The following is a 15,586-nucleotide window of genomic DNA, read 5'->3' on the forward strand; positions in this document are numbered from 1 at the left end:
CGCATCCCCGTCGCACAGCCCCATTATACAGCAACGGCAACGTACAAGGATGAGGCTCTCTTGGACTTGCACTCCGGAGCCGGCAAGTCAGCAAGATTTGTCAAATCGGGTTATGCTTTGCTGCAGCCGATCGATTTGCACGAGGTTTGACATGAATGGCGATACGGCATGGGCACTCTATGAAACCCGCCTGAGACGGGTTTCGGCCTATATTCACGAGCACCTCGACGAGGAGCTGGATATGGGGCGCCTAGCCGAGATCGCCTGCTTGTCCAGCTATCACTGGCACAGGATCTATCGGGCGATTTACCGCGAGACGCTGGCGGCGACCGTCAAGCGGCTGCGGCTGCATCGCGCGGCGGGCGAGATCGTCCGCACGGAGCTTGCCGTCCGTGAGATTGCGAAGCGATCAGGCTATCCCAATCTCCAATCCTTCAACCGCATTTTCAAGTCGGTCTACGGCATGCCGCCGGCACGCTACCGGAAAGAGGGAAGCCACACAGCCTTCCAACCCTCAGCTAACGGAAAGACCAAAGCCATGTTCGACGTTACCATACGTGAGATCGCACCGACGGAACTGATCGGTGTCGCTCATACCGGCTCCTATATGGAGATCGGCAAAGCCTTCGAAACATTGTTCGGCACGCTTTACGCACGCGGTCTCGCCAAGCCCGACATGCGGATGATCGGCGTTTATCTCGATGATCCCGATATCGTGCCGGCCGAACAGCTGCGCTCGATCGCCTGCGTCACCGGCGTTGCCACGGGGCCGGCCGAGGCGCCGTTCGAGCGGCGTACGATCGACGGCGGCGACTACGCCGTGTTGCGCCACAAAGGCCCCTATGCCGACATGCACAAGGCCTACCAGTGGCTTTATGCGGAGTGGCTGCCGAAATCCGGGCGGCAGCTGAAGGACAGCGTCATGTTCGAGGAATATCTCAACAACCCGCGCGATGTGCCGCCAACCGAGCTGATGACCGATATCCATATGCCGCTCGCCTGAGGGCTGACATCCCGGCGCGGCCACGTGAGAGCCGCGCCGGCGACGATCAGGCGGCCTGCATCGTCCTTCCGGCCTCATCATCAAGCGCGCTGGCGCGCTGATAGGCCTCACGCTCGCTGATGCGGCCGAAGTAATCGACGAAGGCCTGGCGTTTTTCGATGCTGCCGAAGCCGAGGCCCCAGCCGATATGCGAGCCGACATAGACGTCGGCGGCGGTGAAGCGCTCGCCGGCAACATAGGTCGAGCCGGAGACGGCCAGTTCGAGCGTGTTCATGACGTCACCGAAACCGCCGCAGCCGGCCATGCGCAGGCGTTCTGCGGGAATTTCGAAGCCGAGCGCCTTCATCGTCACCGCCGATTCCAGCGGGCCGGCGGCAAAGAACATCCAGCGGTAATAGCCGGCGCGCTCTTCCGGCTTCGGGGCCAACGCCTTTTCCGGAAAGGTCTCGGCGAGATAGGCACAGATCGCCGCGCATTCGGTGACCACGGTATTGCCGTGGCGGATCGCCGGAACCTTGCCCATCGGGTTGAGCCGCAGATATTCCGGCGCCTTCATGCCTTCGCCGAAGGTCAGAAGCTCGGTGCGATAGGGCTGACCGATTTCCTCCAGCATCCAGCGCGCGATGCGGCCGCGTGACATCGGGTTCGTGTAGAATACCAATTCTTCGGTCATGACATCCTCCTCTGTTGCGTCGCTCGGAATCAATAGCGCGGCGAGGTCTTTCTGCAACCCCCGATCTTCAGAGAGCCTTGCGGTACTGGATGAAACCCGAGCGTTCGGCGATCTTGTCGTAGAGCCGCCGTGCCGTTGCATTCGTTTCATGCGTCATCCAATAAAGCCGGCCTGCGCCGTTTTTGCGGGCAAGATCGGCGACGGCGTCGATCAGCGCGGCGCCGGTGCCGAGCCCGCGCTGGCTGTTTTCGACATAGAGATCCTGCAGGTAGCAGGTCCATTGCGGCAGCCAGCAGGAGCGATGAAAGATGGCATGGACGATGCCGACGAGGCGGCCGTCTTCATCGAAGGCGCCGAGCGCGTGCATCGGTTCATCGGGATCGTGGAAGCGGCCCCAGGTGAGATCGGTGGTTTCGGGCGGGATCACCACTTCGTAGAAGCGCTGATACGCCTCCCACAGGGGCTCCCAAGCGGCGCGGTCGGATGGTTCGAGCGGGCGCACGGTCGCCGTCATTTCCTGATCTCCCAAATGAAAACGGCGGGGAAATCCCCGCCGTTTCAATGCTATCCCGAAAGGGCAGGCTTACGCCATCGCCTTCTGCAGGTTCTGGTCGATCTTGTCGAGGAAGGCGGTGGTCGAGAGCCACGGCTGGTCGGGGCCGATCAAGAGCGCCAGGTCCTTCGTCATGAAACCGGATTCGACGGTATCGACGCAGACCTTTTCGAGCGTCGAGGCGAAGCGGGCCAGCTCGGCGTTGTCGTCGAGCTTGGCGCGATGGGCGAGGCCGCGGGTCCAGGCGAAGATCGAGGCGATCGAATTCGTCGAGGTTTCCTGGCCCTTCTGGTGCTGGCGGTAATGGCGGGTAACCGTGCCGTGGGCGGCTTCGGCTTCGACCGTCTTGCCGTCCGGCGTCAGCAGCACCGAGGTCATCAGGCCGAGCGAGCCGAAGCCCTGGGCAACCGTGTCGGACTGGACGTCGCCGTCGTAGTTCTTGCAGGCCCAGACGTAGCCGCCGGACCACTTCAGAGCGGAGGCGACCATGTCGTCGATCAGGCGGTGTTCGTAGGTGATGCCGGCTTCCTTGAACTGATCCTTGAATTCGGTCTCGTAGACTTCCTCGAAGATGTCCTTGAAGCGGCCGTCATAGGCCTTGAGGATGGTGTTCTTGGTCGACAGGTAGACCGGCCACTTGCGCATCAGGCCGTACATCATCGAGGCGCGGGCGAATTCACGGATCGACTCATCGAGATTGTACATGGCCATGGCGACGCCGGCGCCCGGTGCGTTGAAGACTTCCTTCTCGATGACGGTGCCGTCTTCGCCAACGAACTTGATCGTCAGCTTACCCTTGCCGGGGAACTTGAAGTCGGTGGCGCGGTACTGGTCGCCGAAAGCGTGGCGGCCGACGACGATCGGCTGGGTCCAGCCGGGAACCAGGCGCGGCACGTTTTTGCAGATGATCGGTTCGCGGAAGATGACGCCGCCGAGGATGTTGCGGATCGTGCCGTTCGGGCTCTTCCACATTTCCTTGAGGTTGAATTCCTTGACGCGGGCTTCGTCCGGCGTGATCGTCGCGCACTTGATGCCGACGCCGTACTTCTTGATGGCGTTGGCGGCGTCGACGGTCACCTGGTCGTTGGTGGCGTCACGGTTTTCGACGGAGAGGTCGAAATAGTCGATATCGAGGTCGAGATATGGATGGATCAGCTTATCCTTGATGAGCTGCCAGATGATGCGCGTCATTTCATCGCCGTCGAGATCGGCGACGGGATTGGCGACCTTGATCTTGTTCATGTATCTGCCTCGTTCGAGCTTGAAGGGGGACAAGCGTCCCGGGTGGGTGACCTGATGAGGAGCGCTATAGCACTGTGAACCGGGAACGCAAAGCTGCAACGGGTTTCACGATGCGTTTTTGCCGCCATTGCCAAGCGCCGAAATCTGGCTAGTGTCCGGCTTGATTTGCCCACCCGGAACCTTCGACCATGAAGACAATCGCCATTGTTATCGCGAGCCTTATCGTCTTTTCAGGCGCCGCTTATGCGACCGACGCCACCGCTCCCGTGAAGGAGATCATGGACGCGACCAAGAGCAACTGGGCCGACAACAACAGTGACTGGACGGACATCTTCGATGCGAGCCGGCTCGACCATCTCTACAGCAAGGACTTCGTTGCCAGATATCAGGCGGCCGCGCAATTTCCCGCCGGCGACGACGACGGCATATCGCCCTTCGACTACGACGTCATCGTCAACGGTCAGGATGCATGCCCGCTGGAGGATCTGACGGTGGCGGCGGCGCCGCCGGTCGACGGCACGACCGAGGTGACGGTGCGCTTCAAGAAATCCGCCTGCGCGGACACGCCTGACGCCAAGGACTATACGACCGTTCGGTTCGAGGTGGTCGAGGAGGCCGGCCAAGCCGTGATCGACGATATCGTCACCGAGAATATCGAAACGCAGGGCCGCGATTCCCTGAAGGCGACGATGGCGCTGATTGCCAAGGGCCAATAGGCGCGCGACATTCGCGAGCGTCGAGATTTGATTTCGGGCGATTTGCTTTCGCCCGGCATGGCATTATCTGTCGATCCTTCCGCGGCATGAGGGGTTTCTGCATTTGTTTTCCGGCTTTCAGGCTCGCGACTGGCTGCTTGCCAATGACCCGGCGCTTTCGCGCCTGCGCATGGGGCTGCGGGTGACGCTGACGATCATTTTGTCGTTTCTGGTCCTTCTTGCCATCCACATGTTCATCCTGCCGTTGCCGACCGCGGCTTTCGGCCTCGGCATCGTGCTGTCGATCGAAGGAGGGGTGGCGGTGCGCGACAAGGGCAATTCCCGCCAGTTGGTGACGCGGCTCTTCGGTTGTGTGGCAAGCCTTGCCGTCGTCGGCATTGCGGCGGGGCTCGAGGATCGCCGTTTTCTCTCCGACCTCGTCTTCCTGGCGGTGATCGCGCTCGCATCGGCGGGACGGGTGTTCGGGCCGCGCGGTTTTGCCATCGGCATGTTTGCCTTCACCTCCTATTTCATGGGCGCTTATTTCCGGCCGCCGCTTGCCGAACTGCCAGAGGTGACGATCGGCCCGCTCGTCTCGGTCCTCGTCGGCCATCTCGTCAGGGCGGTGCTTTTGCCCGACGACTGGCGGCGCGACCTGCTGCGCTCGCTCGAAAGCGTGCGCGGCCGGATCAACCAGATCCTTTTCAAGCTCGCCGCCATCGCCGGCGGCGCCGAGATCGGCGAAGCCGACCGGCAGGAGCTGCGCCAGCTGGAAGACCGGCTGAAGGAAGTGGTGCTGATGGCGGAGACCTTCATCCCTCGCCCGCCGGCCGGTGTTTTCGACGGCGCCGCCGATCCTGCCGCTGAACTCGCGATCCGGCTTTTCGACGCCCATCTTGCCGCCGAGAGCGCGATCGTGCTGAGTTTCCAGAGTCCGCCGCCCTTTGCGCTCGTCCATGCCGTTATCGAGGCGGATGCGGCCGAACTTGCAAGATTCGAGGGGATGGCGGAAGCCATCGACGATAGGCCGCAGGGCGAAACCGTGCGGGCGCTTCTCTGGCTCGGCGAGGCCAGGCAGCAGCTGACGCAGGCGATTGGCGAGGGGCAGGCCTCCGGCTTTTCCGAGATCGATGCGGTCAAGGATACGGCACGATCCCCGGCGATCGACTTTTCGTTCGCCAATCCGCTGCTGCGCTCGGCGCTGCAGATCACCATCGCGTCGGCGATTGCCATGAGTTTCGGCCTGCTCTTGTCGCGCGAACGCTGGTTCTGGGCGGTGCTTGCTTCCTTCCTCGTCTTCACCAACACCAATTCGCGCGGCGACACTGCGATGAGGGCGCTGTCACGCTCGCTCGGCACCGTGTTCGGGATCGCCATCGGCCTTGTGCTGGCAACGCTGCTTTCAGGCGAGCCTGATATCGCCATTCCGGTTGCCGTCGTCTGTATCTTTCTCGCCTTCTATTTCCTGCAGGTTTCCTATGCGACGATGACCTTCTTCATCTCGATCGTGCTCTGCCTGGTCTACGGCATGACCGGCGTGCTGACGCTCGATCTCTTGAAGCTGCGCATCGGCGAGACCATGATCGGCGCAGCCGCCGGAACGGCGGTCGCCTTCATCGTCTTTCCCACACGCACACGCGGCGCGCTTGATTCAGCGCTTGCCCGCTGGTTCCAGGCGTTGCGCGACCTGCTTGGCGCGCTCGGCGAGGGTAAGAGCAGTTTCGAGCTGATGGCGCTGTCGCAGAAGATCGATGGCTGCTACCGCGACGTGACGGTGGCGGCGCGGCCGCTCGGCTCTTCCTGGTCGGTGGTGACGCGGCCGGGCCAGATCCGCCAGACGCTGGCGATCTTCCTGTCCTGCACCTATTGGGCGCGTATCCTGGCGAAAAGTTATGAAGCGCCGGCCGCCGCCGACACGCTGAACAGGCTGATCGCAGCGGATCTGGCGCTGATCGACGAGGCCGCCCCGCGCGGATCCAGCTGCTTCCTGATCAAACGCAAGGCGTCAGGGACAACGGGACGACACCTGCCGCTGTCGCGCGAAGGCGCGAGGCTGGGCCTCGAAATGATCGGTTCGGCGCTGGAAAGGCTCTATCCGCAAGCCGACACCTTGCCGTTTGCAGCGGGCGAGGCTATTGCGCGCTCGAAACAGGGATAAGACCATGGCAGGCACGAACAGCGAGCGTCAACTTCTGGCCGAAGGGCCGGCCATTATTCTGGTCGAGCCGCAGATGGGCGAAAATATCGGCATGGTGGCGCGCGCCATGGCGAATTTCGGTCTTGCCGAACTGCGCCTCGTCAATCCGCGTGACGGCTGGCCGAACGAGAAGGCGCTGGCGACCGCCTCCAAGGCCGATCATGTGATCGCGGCAACGAAGGTCTACGACACGCTGGAGCAGGCGGTCGCCGATCTCAACTTCGTCTATGCGACGACGGCGCGCGAGCGCGACGGTTATAAGCCGGTGCGCTCGCCCGTCATCGCCGCCGAGACGCTGAGGGCGAAATTCCGCGCGGGCGAGGGCATCGGCATTCTCTTTGGGCGCGAGCGCTGGGGGCTGACCAACGAGGAAGTGGCGCTGGCCGACGAGATCGTCACCTTTCCCGTCAATCCGGCCTTTGCCTCGCTGAATATCGCCCAGGCCGTGTTGCTGATGTCCTATGAATGGATGAAGTCAGGCATGCAGGATATCGGCGCCGTGCCCTTCCAGGCAATGGGACAGACCCCCTCGACCAAGGAGCAGCTGTTCGGTCTGTTCGATCAGCTGGAAGAGGCGCTCGACGCGCGTGGATATTTCCATCCTGCCGGGAAAAAGCCCAAAATGGTCGACAATCTGCGTGCAGTTCTATCCCGCCGGGCTTTCACGGAGCAGGAAATCAGCGTGTTGCGCGGCGTCATCTCCTCCCTCGACCGCTTCTCGCGCAAGAGCCCGCGCGGCGGCAGGTTCCCGACATCGGCCAAGGAAACACCGCCAGATGACAGCGACGACGCGTGAGCTGAAACCCATCCTGCTCTTCGATTCCGGCATCGGTGGGCTGACCGTTTTGCGCGAGGCGCGCGTGCTGATGCCGGAACGCGGCTTCATCTATGTCGCCGACGATGCCGGCTTTCCCTATGGCGGCTGGGAAGAACAGGCGCTGAAGGAGCGGATCATCGGGCTCTTCGGCAAGCTGCTGACGGATTATGACCCCGAAGTCTGCATCATCGCCTGCAACACCGCCTTCACGCTTGTTGGAGCCGATCTTCGCGCCGCCTTTCCCCAGATGACCTTCGTCGGCACCGTGCCGGCGATCAAACCGGCGGCCGAGCGCACCCGCTCGGGCCTGGTTTCGGTGCTTGCAACGCCCGGCACGGTGAAGCGGGCCTACACACGCGATCTCATCCAGTCCTTCGCGCAGCAATGCCATGTCCGCCTCGTCGGTTCGGAAAATCTGGCGCGCATGGCGGAGGCCTATATTCGCGGCGATGCCGTCTCCGACGAAGCCGTGCTTGCCGAAATCGACCAGTGTTTCGTCGAGAAGGACGGTCAGAAGACCGATATCGTCGTGCTGGCCTGCACGCATTATCCCTTCATGGCCAATCTGTTCCGGCGGATTGCCCCCTGGCCGGTCGATTGGCTAGATCCGGCCGAAGCAATCGCACGGCGCGCCCGCACGCTGGTGCCGGCGGCGGCCGATGCTGTGCATCCCGATAATTTCGACTTCGCCGTCTTCACGTCTGGCCACCAGGATTTCGCGACGCGGCGGCTGATGCAGGGATTTGGGCTGAGGGCATAGAGCCTATATTTGACGGCTGAAAGATTTGTGGGTACAATTGCACCCACAAAAACGAGGAGCCGATATGGCCCAGAATACTCACAAAGACGACACGCTGAAGATCCGCGTGGACCGACCGACATTCGAACTGATGGAAACCGCGCGTAATTACCTTCACCTCGACAAAAGCAAATTCATCCGCGAAAGCATTCGCGAGAAGGCAGAGGCCGTGATTGCCGAACACGGGCGGACGCGCTTTACGGCCGAGGACTGGGAATGCTTTTTCGCGGCATTCGACGAACCGGCCAAGCCGACAGAGCGTATGATCAATGCCGTCAAAAAGTACCGCGACATCGTCGGCTCATGAAATTCGAATTGCTCGATCCGAAACGGCATGATCGGGATGGATTCGATTGCGGCGTGGACGCATTGAATTCCTACCTCAGACGCTTCGCCAATCAGGATATCAAGCGCGGTCTGACACGCGTCTATATTCTATGCGATGAAGCGCGAATTGCCGGCTATTTCTCGCTGAGCGCTCATTCCGTTTCCCGGCAAGATCTTCCACCAAAGATCCAGGCGGGACCCTATGAGGAATTGCCATTCCTGATTCTTGGCCGGCTTGCCGTCGATCGCGAATATCAGGGCAGGGGTCTCGGAGATGCGCTGATCGTTCACGCCTTCGCGATAACGCGATCAGCCGCGGCTCAGATCGGCATTCTAGGCATAATTGTCGATGCAAAGGATGAGCGCGCGGCAGGTTTCTACCAGCGCTTTGGGTTTCAGAGGCTTTCGGGCACCGCGCTTCGGCTTGTTCTGCCGATCGCGGCGATGGATCGGCTTCTCGGGTGACGCCGGGAATTGTCCTGTGGGTTGGCGAAATCCGGCCCTGAAAATCAGCAGATTCTTTGATAGACGGGGCGTTGCCGTTTCGGAAGAATGGCGTTTCGTTCATGTGAGTCTCTTCGTCGCGAGGATCGGCATTGCAAGTTGGCATCGATATGGGATTGGCGTCCGGCAGCCCGGCGACGCTCGATATCGAGGAGTTGCTGGCGACCCGTCTGCTGGTGCAGGGCAACTCAGGATCGGGCAAATCGCATCTGTTGCGCCGTCTGCTCGAGCAATCCGCGCAATGGGTGCAGCAGGTCATCATCGATCCCGAGGGTGATTTCGTCACCCTCAGCGACAGGTTCGGCCATATCGTCGTCGACGGCGAGCGCACCGAGGCGGAATTGGCGGGCATTGCCAATCGCATCCGTCAGCATCGCGTCTCCTGCGTGCTGACGCTCGAAGGTCTCGATATCGAACAGCAGATGCGCGCGGCCGCCGCCTTCCTCAACGGCATGTTCGATGCCGATCGGGAATATTGGTATCCGGTTCTCGTCGTCGTCGACGAAGCGCAGATGTTTGCGCCGTCGGTGGGCGGCGACGTCTCGGAAGATGCGCGCAAGATGTCGCTCGGCGCGATGACCAACCTGATGTGCCGCGGCCGCAAGCGCGGGCTTGCCGGCGTCATTGCCACGCAGCGGCTTGCCAAACTCGCCAAGAACGTCGCGGCCGAGGCCTCAAATTTCCTGATGGGCCGCACCTTCCTCGATATCGACATGGCGCGCGCCGCCGACCTGCTCGGCATGGACCGACGCCAGGCCGAGATGTTCCGGGACCTGAAGCGCGGCAATTTCGTCGCCCTCGGCCCTGCGCTGTCGCGCCGGCCGCTGCCGATCCAGATCGGCGCGGTGGAAACCTCGGCGCGCTCTTCCAGTCCGAAGCTGATGCCGCTGCCGGATGCGCCGCAGGATGTCGAGGACCTGATCTTCACGCCCGATCCGGAGGAGTTTCAGCGTCCGCTCGTGCGCCGCGCGCCGCCGGCGCCGCGGCCGACCACCGATATATTGGCCGAGCTTTCACGCTCGACGCCGGCGGCGTCACCCGCGCCGGTCGAGGCGAGGGCGAGCCAGGTGGAGGTTTCCGCCGAGGAGCGGGAAGAGCGCCTGGCCGGCGTGCTGGCCGAAATCCTCGACGACCCCACCTCCGCCTTCCGCACCGATTCGGTGCTCTACCAGGACTTTCTCGTGCGGCTGCGCATGCGCCGCGTGCCGGGACCGCCGATCGCGCTGCCGGATTTCCGCCGGCGTGTGGCGATCTCCCGCTCCGGTGTCGATGCCGCGACTGCCGCGACCGACGAGTGGACGACGGCGCTGTCGCTGTCATCTGGCGTTACCGACGACTTGCAGGGCGTCTTCCTGATGCTCGCTAAAGCCGCAGCTTGCGGCGAACCGTGCCCGTCGGACGCCCGCATCGCCCGCGCCTACGGCACCCATTCCGCCCGCCGTGCGCGGCGCCTGCTCGGCTATTTCGAAGAGCAGGGGATCGTCGTCGTGCACACGGACTTCTCCGGCAAGCGCATCGTGGCTTTCCCCGACATGAATTGCCAGACCGCGCCTGGTGACGCGAATGCGCCTGATACAGGCGATCAGCCGTTGGCTGCGGAATAGTGGCGCTTTCGGGCTTTGGCGCAGTTGACATTTTCATGACGGGCCTCTAAAGACCGCGCCAAGCACCGGGCAGCAATGTCCGGTGTTTCATTTGACATGTCCCGTGGAACGTTTCGGTTCGCTAACCGAGACATCCTGTCAGGTCTCGCAAAGAGGTCAGAGGAGGGCGTGTTTCCTTCGCGCGGTTTGGCAGCAAACCGTCATAAACCTTTGAAAGGAAATACGATGAGCAAGCGCGAATCGTCCAAGTACAAAATTGACCGCCGTATGGGCGAAAACATCTGGGGCCGTCCGAAGTCCCCGGTGAACCGTCGCGAATACGGCCCGGGCCAGCACGGCCAGCGCCGCAAGGGCAAGCTTTCGGACTTCGGTGTGCAGCTGCGCGCCAAGCAGAAGCTCAAGGGCTATTATGGTGACCTGCGCGAAAAGCAGTTCCGCGCGATCTTCGCCGAAGCCGACCGCCGCAAGGGCGACACCTCGGAAAACCTGATCGGCCTGCTGGAATCGCGCCTCGATGCGATCGTCTATCGCGCCAAGTTCGTTCCGACGGTCTTTGCTGCCCGTCAGTTCGTCAACCATGGCCACGTCACTGTCAACGGCGTCCGCGTCAACATCGGTTCCTACCGCTGCAAGGCCGGCGATGTGATCGAAGTTCGCGAGAAGTCGAAGCAGCTGGTGATCGTTCTGGAAGCCGTCAGCCTCGCCGAGCGCGACGTTCCTGATTATATCGAAGTCGATCACAACAAGATGGTCGCCACCTTCGGCCGCGTCCCGACGCTCAGCGACGTTCCGTTCCCGGTCGTCATGGAACCGCATCTGGTCGTCGAATTCTATTCGCGTTAAGAAAAACCAGGCGTTTTTGCATATGGAAAAGCCGCTCTTTCGGGCGGCTTTTTTGTTATCCGGAGAGAAGCGATGGCGGATTTGCAGGCGATCCTCGATAGTATCCATACCGATATCCTGCCGCGCATCGGCGAGGGCAAGGTCGCCGACTATATTCCCGAGCTTGCCAAGGTCGATCCACGGCAGTTCGGCATGGCGATCGTCACCGTCGACGGCAAGGTCTATCGCGTCGGCGATGCCGACATCGCCTTCTCGATCCAGAGCATCTCCAAAGTCTTCATGCTGACCTTGGCGCTTGGCAAGGTCGGGGAGGGCCTGTGGAAGCGTGTCGGGCGCGAACCGTCCGGATCGGCCTTCAACTCGATCGTCCAGCTCGAGCACGAGGGCGGCATCCCGCGCAATCCCTTCATCAATGCCGGCGCGATCGCCGTTTCCGACGTCGTCATGGCCGGCCATGCGCCGCGCGAGGCGATCGGCGAATTGCTGCGCTTCGTGCGTTATCTCGCCGATGACGAATCGATCTCCATCGACGACAAGGTGGCGCGTTCGGAAACGCAGACGGGATATCGCAATGTCGCGCTGGCCAACTTCATGCGCGCCTACCGCAATCTCGACCATCCCGTCGATCACGTACTCGGCGTCTATTTCCATCAATGCGCCCTGTCGATGACTTGCGAGCAGCTGGCCCGCGCCGGGCTGTTCCTCGCAGCGCGCGGCAGCAATCCGATGACGGGCCATTCCGTGGTGTCGCCGAAGCGGGCGCGGCGCATCAATGCGCTGATGCTGACCTGCGGCCATTACGACGGCTCGGGCGACTTCGCCTATCATGTCGGCCTGCCCGGCAAGAGCGGTGTGGGCGGCGGCATCTTCGCGGTTGCGCCGGGCATCGCCTCGATCGCCGTCTGGTCGCCGGGGCTGAACAAGGTCGGCAACTCGCAGCTCGGCGCCGTGGCGCTGGAAATGCTGGCGGCGCGCACCGGCTGGTCGGTTTTCGGCGATTGACGCTGTGTTGCCGAACGCGTTTCTGCTAAGGCAGACAGACCTCGATAGGACGACGCAATGAATATCGCAGCCAATATTGCCGACGAATTGGAAAGCGGCGAAGCCGTGACCAGCGGCCATGCGCTGTTTGCCGATGCGCCGCATTCGGTGTCCTTCAACAAGTTGCGCAAGCGGCTGCTCAGGCAGGTGCGCCAGGCCTTCGACGATTTCGATATGCTGAAGGGGCAAAAGCGCTGGCTGGTCGGCCTTTCCGGCGGCAAGGATTCCTACGGGCTGCTGGCGCTGCTGCTCGATCTCCAATGGCGCGGGCTGCTGCCGGTCGAGCTCATCGCCTGCAATCTCGACCAGGGGCAGCCGAATTTTCCCAAACATGTGCTACCGGATTATCTCACAAGGATCGGCGTGCGGCACCGCATCGAATATCGGGATACCTATTCGATCGTGAAGGAGAAAGTGCCGGAAGGTGCGACCTATTGCTCGCTCTGTTCGCGGCTGCGGCGCGGCAATCTCTACCGCGTCGCCCGGGAAGAAGGCTGCGATGCGCTGGTGCTCGGCCACCACCGCGAGGACATTCTCGAAACCTTCTTCATGAATTTTTTCCACGGCGGGCGGCTTGCCTCCATGCCGGCGAAGCTGCTGAACGATGAGGGCGATCTGATGGTGCTGCGGCCGCTTGCCTATGCCGCCGAGGACGACCTTGCAAAGTTCGCCGCCGCCATGCAGTTTCCGATCATTCCCTGCGATCTCTGCGGCTCGCAGGATGGGCTGCAGCGCAATGCAATGAAGGATATGCTCGCCGATATCGAACGGCGCATGCCGGGGCGTAAGGACACGATGTTGCGGGCGCTGTCACATGTGAACCCGTCGCACCTGCTCGATCCGAAACTCTTCGACTTTTCCACCCTTGGTGTCACCGACCCTTCATGAAACTCCGGCTAAGCAGCTGGCTATCGATGAAGAGCAGGAATTCGCATGACCATTTCAGATCAGGATATTCTCTTTCTCGGCGATTGCGTGAAGGAGGCGGCACGCGCGGAAATCATGCCGCGTTTCCGCAATCTCGGCACTTCCGACGTTTCGGAAAAGACCTCGGCAATCGACCTGGTGACGCAAGCGGATCTGCTCGCCGAACAGAGGATTACCGCGGCGCTGAAAGAGCGCTTTCCCTCGGCCCTCGTCGTCGGCGAGGAAGCCTATGACGCCGACCGGTCCGTCGTGCCGGCCCTTGCCGATGCCGAGTTGGCCTTCGTCATCGATCCTGTCGACGGGACGTTCAATTTTGCCGCCGGGCTTCCGGTCTTCGGGACGATGCTGGCGGTCACCGTCAGGGGCGAAACCGTAGCCGGCATCATTCACGATCCCGTCCTCGACGATACGGTGACGGCGATCAAGGGAGCGGGCGCCTTCCTGACGCGGAAGGATGGGCAATCGAGCAAGCTGAGAGTGGCCGAGCCTGCCGCCTTGAACCAGATGGTCGGCGGCATCTCATGGGGCCATATGGACGACCCGGATCGCTCGCGCATCTCAGCGAACATGGCGAAGATCAAAATGACCTTCGCTTTCAACTGCTCGGCCTATGAATATTGGATGGTCGCCTCCGGCAAGCTGCATTTCATCGGCCATGCGAAGCTGATGCCCTGGGATCACCTGGCCGGCGTGCTCGCACACCAGGAGGCCGGCGGCCATACGGCAAAATTCGACGGTACGCCCTATCGCCCTGGCGAGACGACGGGCGGCATCATCTCCGCACCCGACAGGGAAAGCTGGCAGCTGGTCCGCCGGGAGATCGTCGGCATCTGATTTGAGCCCCTACCAAGAGGCCGGACCGAAAGGATTTGACATGACTGCGACTGTCGACGTGACCGTTCTTGCCGATCTCTTGCGCCGTGCGGCGAAGGCGGAAATCCTGCCACGCTTCCGCCGGCTCGGCCAGGACGAAGTGCGCGCCAAGAGCGAGGCAACCGATCTCGTCACCGAGGCCGACGAGCAGGCCGAGCGGATGATCAAGGCGGAAGCCGAACGGCTTTGGCCAAGCGCGCTGTTCCTCGGCGAAGAATCGGTCGCGGCTGAGCCGGCGCTGCTCGGCAGCCTCGCCGATGCCGATCTCGCCATTGTCGTCGATCCGGTCGACGGTACGTTCAATTTCGCAGCCGGCATCCCGGCCTTCGGCGTCATGGCCGCTGTCGTTTCCGGCGGCGAGACGATCGCCGGCATCATTTACGATCCGATGGGCGACGACTGGGTGATGGCGGAAAAGGGCGCTGGCGCCTGGCTGCGGCGGCCGGATGGCGAAGCGCGGCGGCTGCGCGCGGCCGAGCCTGTCGCGCTCGACCAGATGGTCGGCATGGCCTCGACCGGCTATCTACCGCAGGACAAGCGGGCCGAGATTCTGGGTAATCTCGCCAAGGTGCGCTTTCTCACCAACTACCGCTGCGCGGCCCATGAATACCGCACCCTTGCCGGCGGCCATGTGCATTACCTCATATACAACAAGCTGATGCCCTGGGATCATCTGGCCGGCACGCTGATCTCGCAGGAGGCTGGCGCCTATGCCGCCCGTTTCGACGGTTCTTCCTACCTGCCGCACCATGTCGATGGCGGGCTGCTGGTTGCGCCCGACAAGGCCTCGTGGGAGCTGCTGCGCCGTGAGGTCGTCACAGTCTGAAGGCATGAAAACCGGCCGCAGAACGCCGATTTTGCGGCTGCAGCCTGCGACGGGGCTGCCGGCTTCGTTCGATGATGCGTGTCGGTGGTTCGACCTTACTCCGCGTAAAGCTTTTCCATGCGGAAATTCTCCAGGCTTTGCCCGCGTTTTTCCACGGTTTGCCTGGCTATCACGCGGAAACCCTTGCGCTCGAAAAACGGTCGCGCGGTTCGGCTGGCTTCCGTATGAATTCGCTTGAAGCCGAGCCTCAGAGCTTCCAGCTCGACCCTGCTCAATAGGCGGCTTGCGACACCGCGCCCCTGAAATTCCGGGTGAACGAACATCATGTCCAGACATCCGTCGCCGGTCAGATCGGAAAAGCCCACCGGTTCTCCGTCGATTTCCGCGATCCAGGCTGACCTGCTTATCCTGCGCTCCGCCCAAAGGCTGCGATCTTCCACCTTTGCCCAAGCCTCTATTTGAGCGGGTGAATAATCCCTCGACGAGACCTCCCGGACGGCGCGCAGAAAAATCTCAATGGTCGCGTCCGCGTCCTCTGGCTGGTAAGATCTGATCAGGATTCGGTCGTCCACCGGATGCCTTTCGCGCACTGCGCCGCTACGCTAGATGTGAGCTTCCAATAGGTTGTCCATTCGATCCGTACCGGGAAAGCTGAGGTTGTC

The 15,586-nt window shown here is 62.1% G+C and carries 17 protein-coding genes; 13 read left to right on the plus strand and 4 right to left on the minus strand.

All coding sequences use genetic code 11. The annotated features are described in order from the left end of the window. The first annotated feature begins 151 nt into the window (after window positions 1–151). The gene (locus AF337_RS37140) at window positions 152–1,003 is read left to right on the plus strand and encodes an AraC family transcriptional regulator (RefSeq protein WP_049736053.1); all 852 of its coding nucleotides are present in this window, start codon (window positions 152–154) and stop codon (window positions 1,001–1,003) included. A 46-nt stretch (window positions 1,004–1,049) separates the two neighbouring features. Here the strand turns inward: AF337_RS37140 and AF337_RS37145 are convergent, their stop codons facing one another. The 3 genes from AF337_RS37145 to AF337_RS37155 form a co-directional block, all read right to left on the minus strand. Beyond that, window positions 1,050–1,676, minus strand: coding sequence for a glutathione S-transferase family protein (locus tag AF337_RS37145; protein WP_049736067.1), 627 nt, complete (start codon window positions 1,674–1,676; stop codon window positions 1,050–1,052). A gap of 67 nt (window positions 1,677–1,743) precedes the next feature. After that, on the minus strand, window positions 1,744–2,190 hold the full coding sequence (locus tag AF337_RS37150; RefSeq protein ID WP_049736054.1) for a GNAT family N-acetyltransferase: 447 nt from the start codon (window positions 2,188–2,190) through the stop codon (window positions 1,744–1,746). 69 nt (window positions 2,191–2,259) lie between these two features. Then, a complete protein-coding gene (locus tag AF337_RS37155) occupies window positions 2,260–3,471 on the minus strand; it encodes an NADP-dependent isocitrate dehydrogenase (protein ID WP_003586206.1) in 1,212 nt (403 codons plus the stop codon). A gap of 188 nt (window positions 3,472–3,659) precedes the next feature. On the opposite strand from AF337_RS37155, the gene AF337_RS37160 reads away from it, so the two are divergent. From AF337_RS37160 to AF337_RS37215, 12 genes are all read left to right on the plus strand, one after another. After that, window positions 3,660–4,187 (plus strand): hypothetical protein, encoded by a 528-nt coding sequence (locus tag AF337_RS37160; protein WP_049736055.1) that lies wholly within the window; start codon window positions 3,660–3,662, stop codon window positions 4,185–4,187. Between the two features lie 97 nt (window positions 4,188–4,284). Then, entirely contained in the window at window positions 4,285–6,324 is a 2,040-nt protein-coding gene (locus AF337_RS37165) for an FUSC family protein (protein ID WP_193393701.1), read from the plus strand. Window positions 6,325–6,328: 4 nt separating this feature from the next. After that, a complete protein-coding gene (locus AF337_RS37170) occupies window positions 6,329–7,159 on the plus strand; it encodes an RNA methyltransferase (RefSeq protein ID WP_049736057.1) in 831 nt (276 codons plus the stop codon). Further along, complete coding sequence (gene murI, locus AF337_RS37175) at window positions 7,140–7,940, plus strand: glutamate racemase (protein WP_049736058.1); 801 nt, start codon at window positions 7,140–7,142, stop codon at window positions 7,938–7,940. Before AF337_RS37170 ends, murI begins: the two co-directional genes overlap by 20 nt. Window positions 7,941–7,965: 25 nt before the next feature. After that, window positions 7,966–8,286 carry a type II toxin-antitoxin system TacA family antitoxin gene (locus AF337_RS37180; protein ID WP_244471380.1) on the plus strand — a complete coding sequence of 107 codons (321 nt, stop codon included), beginning with the start codon at window positions 7,966–7,968 and terminating at the stop codon, window positions 8,284–8,286. Next, a complete protein-coding gene (locus AF337_RS37185; protein WP_049736060.1) occupies window positions 8,283–8,771 on the plus strand; it encodes a GNAT family N-acetyltransferase in 489 nt (162 codons plus the stop codon). The genes AF337_RS37180 and AF337_RS37185 overlap by 4 nt, the downstream gene beginning before the upstream one ends. A gap of 131 nt (window positions 8,772–8,902) precedes the next feature. After that, window positions 8,903–10,414, plus strand: a complete 1,512-nt coding sequence (locus AF337_RS37190; protein WP_049736061.1) for a helicase HerA domain-containing protein — start codon at window positions 8,903–8,905, stop codon at window positions 10,412–10,414. A 225-nt stretch (window positions 10,415–10,639) separates the two neighbouring features. Then, on the plus strand, window positions 10,640–11,257 hold the full coding sequence (rpsD, locus tag AF337_RS37195; RefSeq protein WP_003586216.1) for a 30S ribosomal protein S4: 618 nt from the start codon (window positions 10,640–10,642) through the stop codon (window positions 11,255–11,257). Window positions 11,258–11,329: 72 nt separating this feature from the next. Further along, entirely contained in the window at window positions 11,330–12,259 is a 930-nt protein-coding gene (locus AF337_RS37200) for a glutaminase (RefSeq protein WP_049736062.1), read from the plus strand. A gap of 57 nt (window positions 12,260–12,316) precedes the next feature. Beyond that, complete coding sequence (gene ttcA / locus AF337_RS37205; protein ID WP_049736063.1) at window positions 12,317–13,186, plus strand: tRNA 2-thiocytidine(32) synthetase TtcA; 870 nt, start codon at window positions 12,317–12,319, stop codon at window positions 13,184–13,186. A gap of 45 nt (window positions 13,187–13,231) precedes the next feature. Then, complete coding sequence (locus AF337_RS37210; RefSeq protein WP_049736064.1) at window positions 13,232–14,059, plus strand: inositol monophosphatase family protein; 828 nt, start codon at window positions 13,232–13,234, stop codon at window positions 14,057–14,059. A gap of 40 nt (window positions 14,060–14,099) precedes the next feature. Further along, complete coding sequence (locus AF337_RS37215; protein ID WP_049736065.1) at window positions 14,100–14,924, plus strand: inositol monophosphatase family protein; 825 nt, start codon at window positions 14,100–14,102, stop codon at window positions 14,922–14,924. A 95-nt stretch (window positions 14,925–15,019) separates the two neighbouring features. Here AF337_RS37215 and AF337_RS37220 read toward each other — a convergent pair whose 3' ends face one another. Continuing rightward, on the minus strand, window positions 15,020–15,496 hold the full coding sequence (locus AF337_RS37220) for a GNAT family N-acetyltransferase (protein WP_049736066.1): 477 nt from the start codon (window positions 15,494–15,496) through the stop codon (window positions 15,020–15,022). Between the last annotated feature and the right edge of the window lie 90 nt (window positions 15,497–15,586).

It is taken from the genome of Rhizobium ecuadorense (genome assembly GCF_001187535.1).
Lineage (GTDB): Bacteria > Pseudomonadota > Alphaproteobacteria > Rhizobiales > Rhizobiaceae > Rhizobium > Rhizobium ecuadorense.

Excerpts from the sequence above, each read along its gene's own strand:
- AF337_RS37170 (WP_049736057.1), top strand. The coding sequence starts at position 6,329 with ATGGCAGGCACGAACAGCGAGCGTCAACTTCTGGCCGAAGGGCCGGCC.
- AF337_RS37210 (WP_049736064.1), top strand. The coding sequence starts at position 13,232 with ATGACCATTTCAGATCAGGATATTCTCTTTCTCGGCGATTGCGTGAAG.
- AF337_RS37155 (WP_003586206.1), bottom strand. The coding sequence starts at position 3,471 with ATGAACAAGATCAAGGTCGCCAATCCCGTCGCCGATCTCGACGGCGAT.
- murI (WP_049736058.1), top strand. The coding sequence starts at position 7,140 with ATGACAGCGACGACGCGTGAGCTGAAACCCATCCTGCTCTTCGATTCC.
- AF337_RS37150 (WP_049736054.1), bottom strand. The coding sequence starts at position 2,190 with ATGACGGCGACCGTGCGCCCGCTCGAACCATCCGACCGCGCCGCTTGG.
- AF337_RS37185 (WP_049736060.1), top strand. The coding sequence starts at position 8,283 with ATGAAATTCGAATTGCTCGATCCGAAACGGCATGATCGGGATGGATTC.
- AF337_RS37215 (WP_049736065.1), top strand. The coding sequence starts at position 14,100 with ATGACTGCGACTGTCGACGTGACCGTTCTTGCCGATCTCTTGCGCCGT.
- AF337_RS37160 (WP_049736055.1), top strand. The coding sequence starts at position 3,660 with ATGAAGACAATCGCCATTGTTATCGCGAGCCTTATCGTCTTTTCAGGC.
- rpsD (WP_003586216.1), top strand. The coding sequence starts at position 10,640 with ATGAGCAAGCGCGAATCGTCCAAGTACAAAATTGACCGCCGTATGGGC.
- AF337_RS37145 (WP_049736067.1), bottom strand. The coding sequence starts at position 1,676 with ATGACCGAAGAATTGGTATTCTACACGAACCCGATGTCACGCGGCCGC.
- ttcA (WP_049736063.1), top strand. The coding sequence starts at position 12,317 with ATGAATATCGCAGCCAATATTGCCGACGAATTGGAAAGCGGCGAAGCC.
- AF337_RS37200 (WP_049736062.1), top strand. The coding sequence starts at position 11,330 with ATGGCGGATTTGCAGGCGATCCTCGATAGTATCCATACCGATATCCTG.
- AF337_RS37140 (WP_049736053.1), top strand. The coding sequence starts at position 152 with ATGAATGGCGATACGGCATGGGCACTCTATGAAACCCGCCTGAGACGG.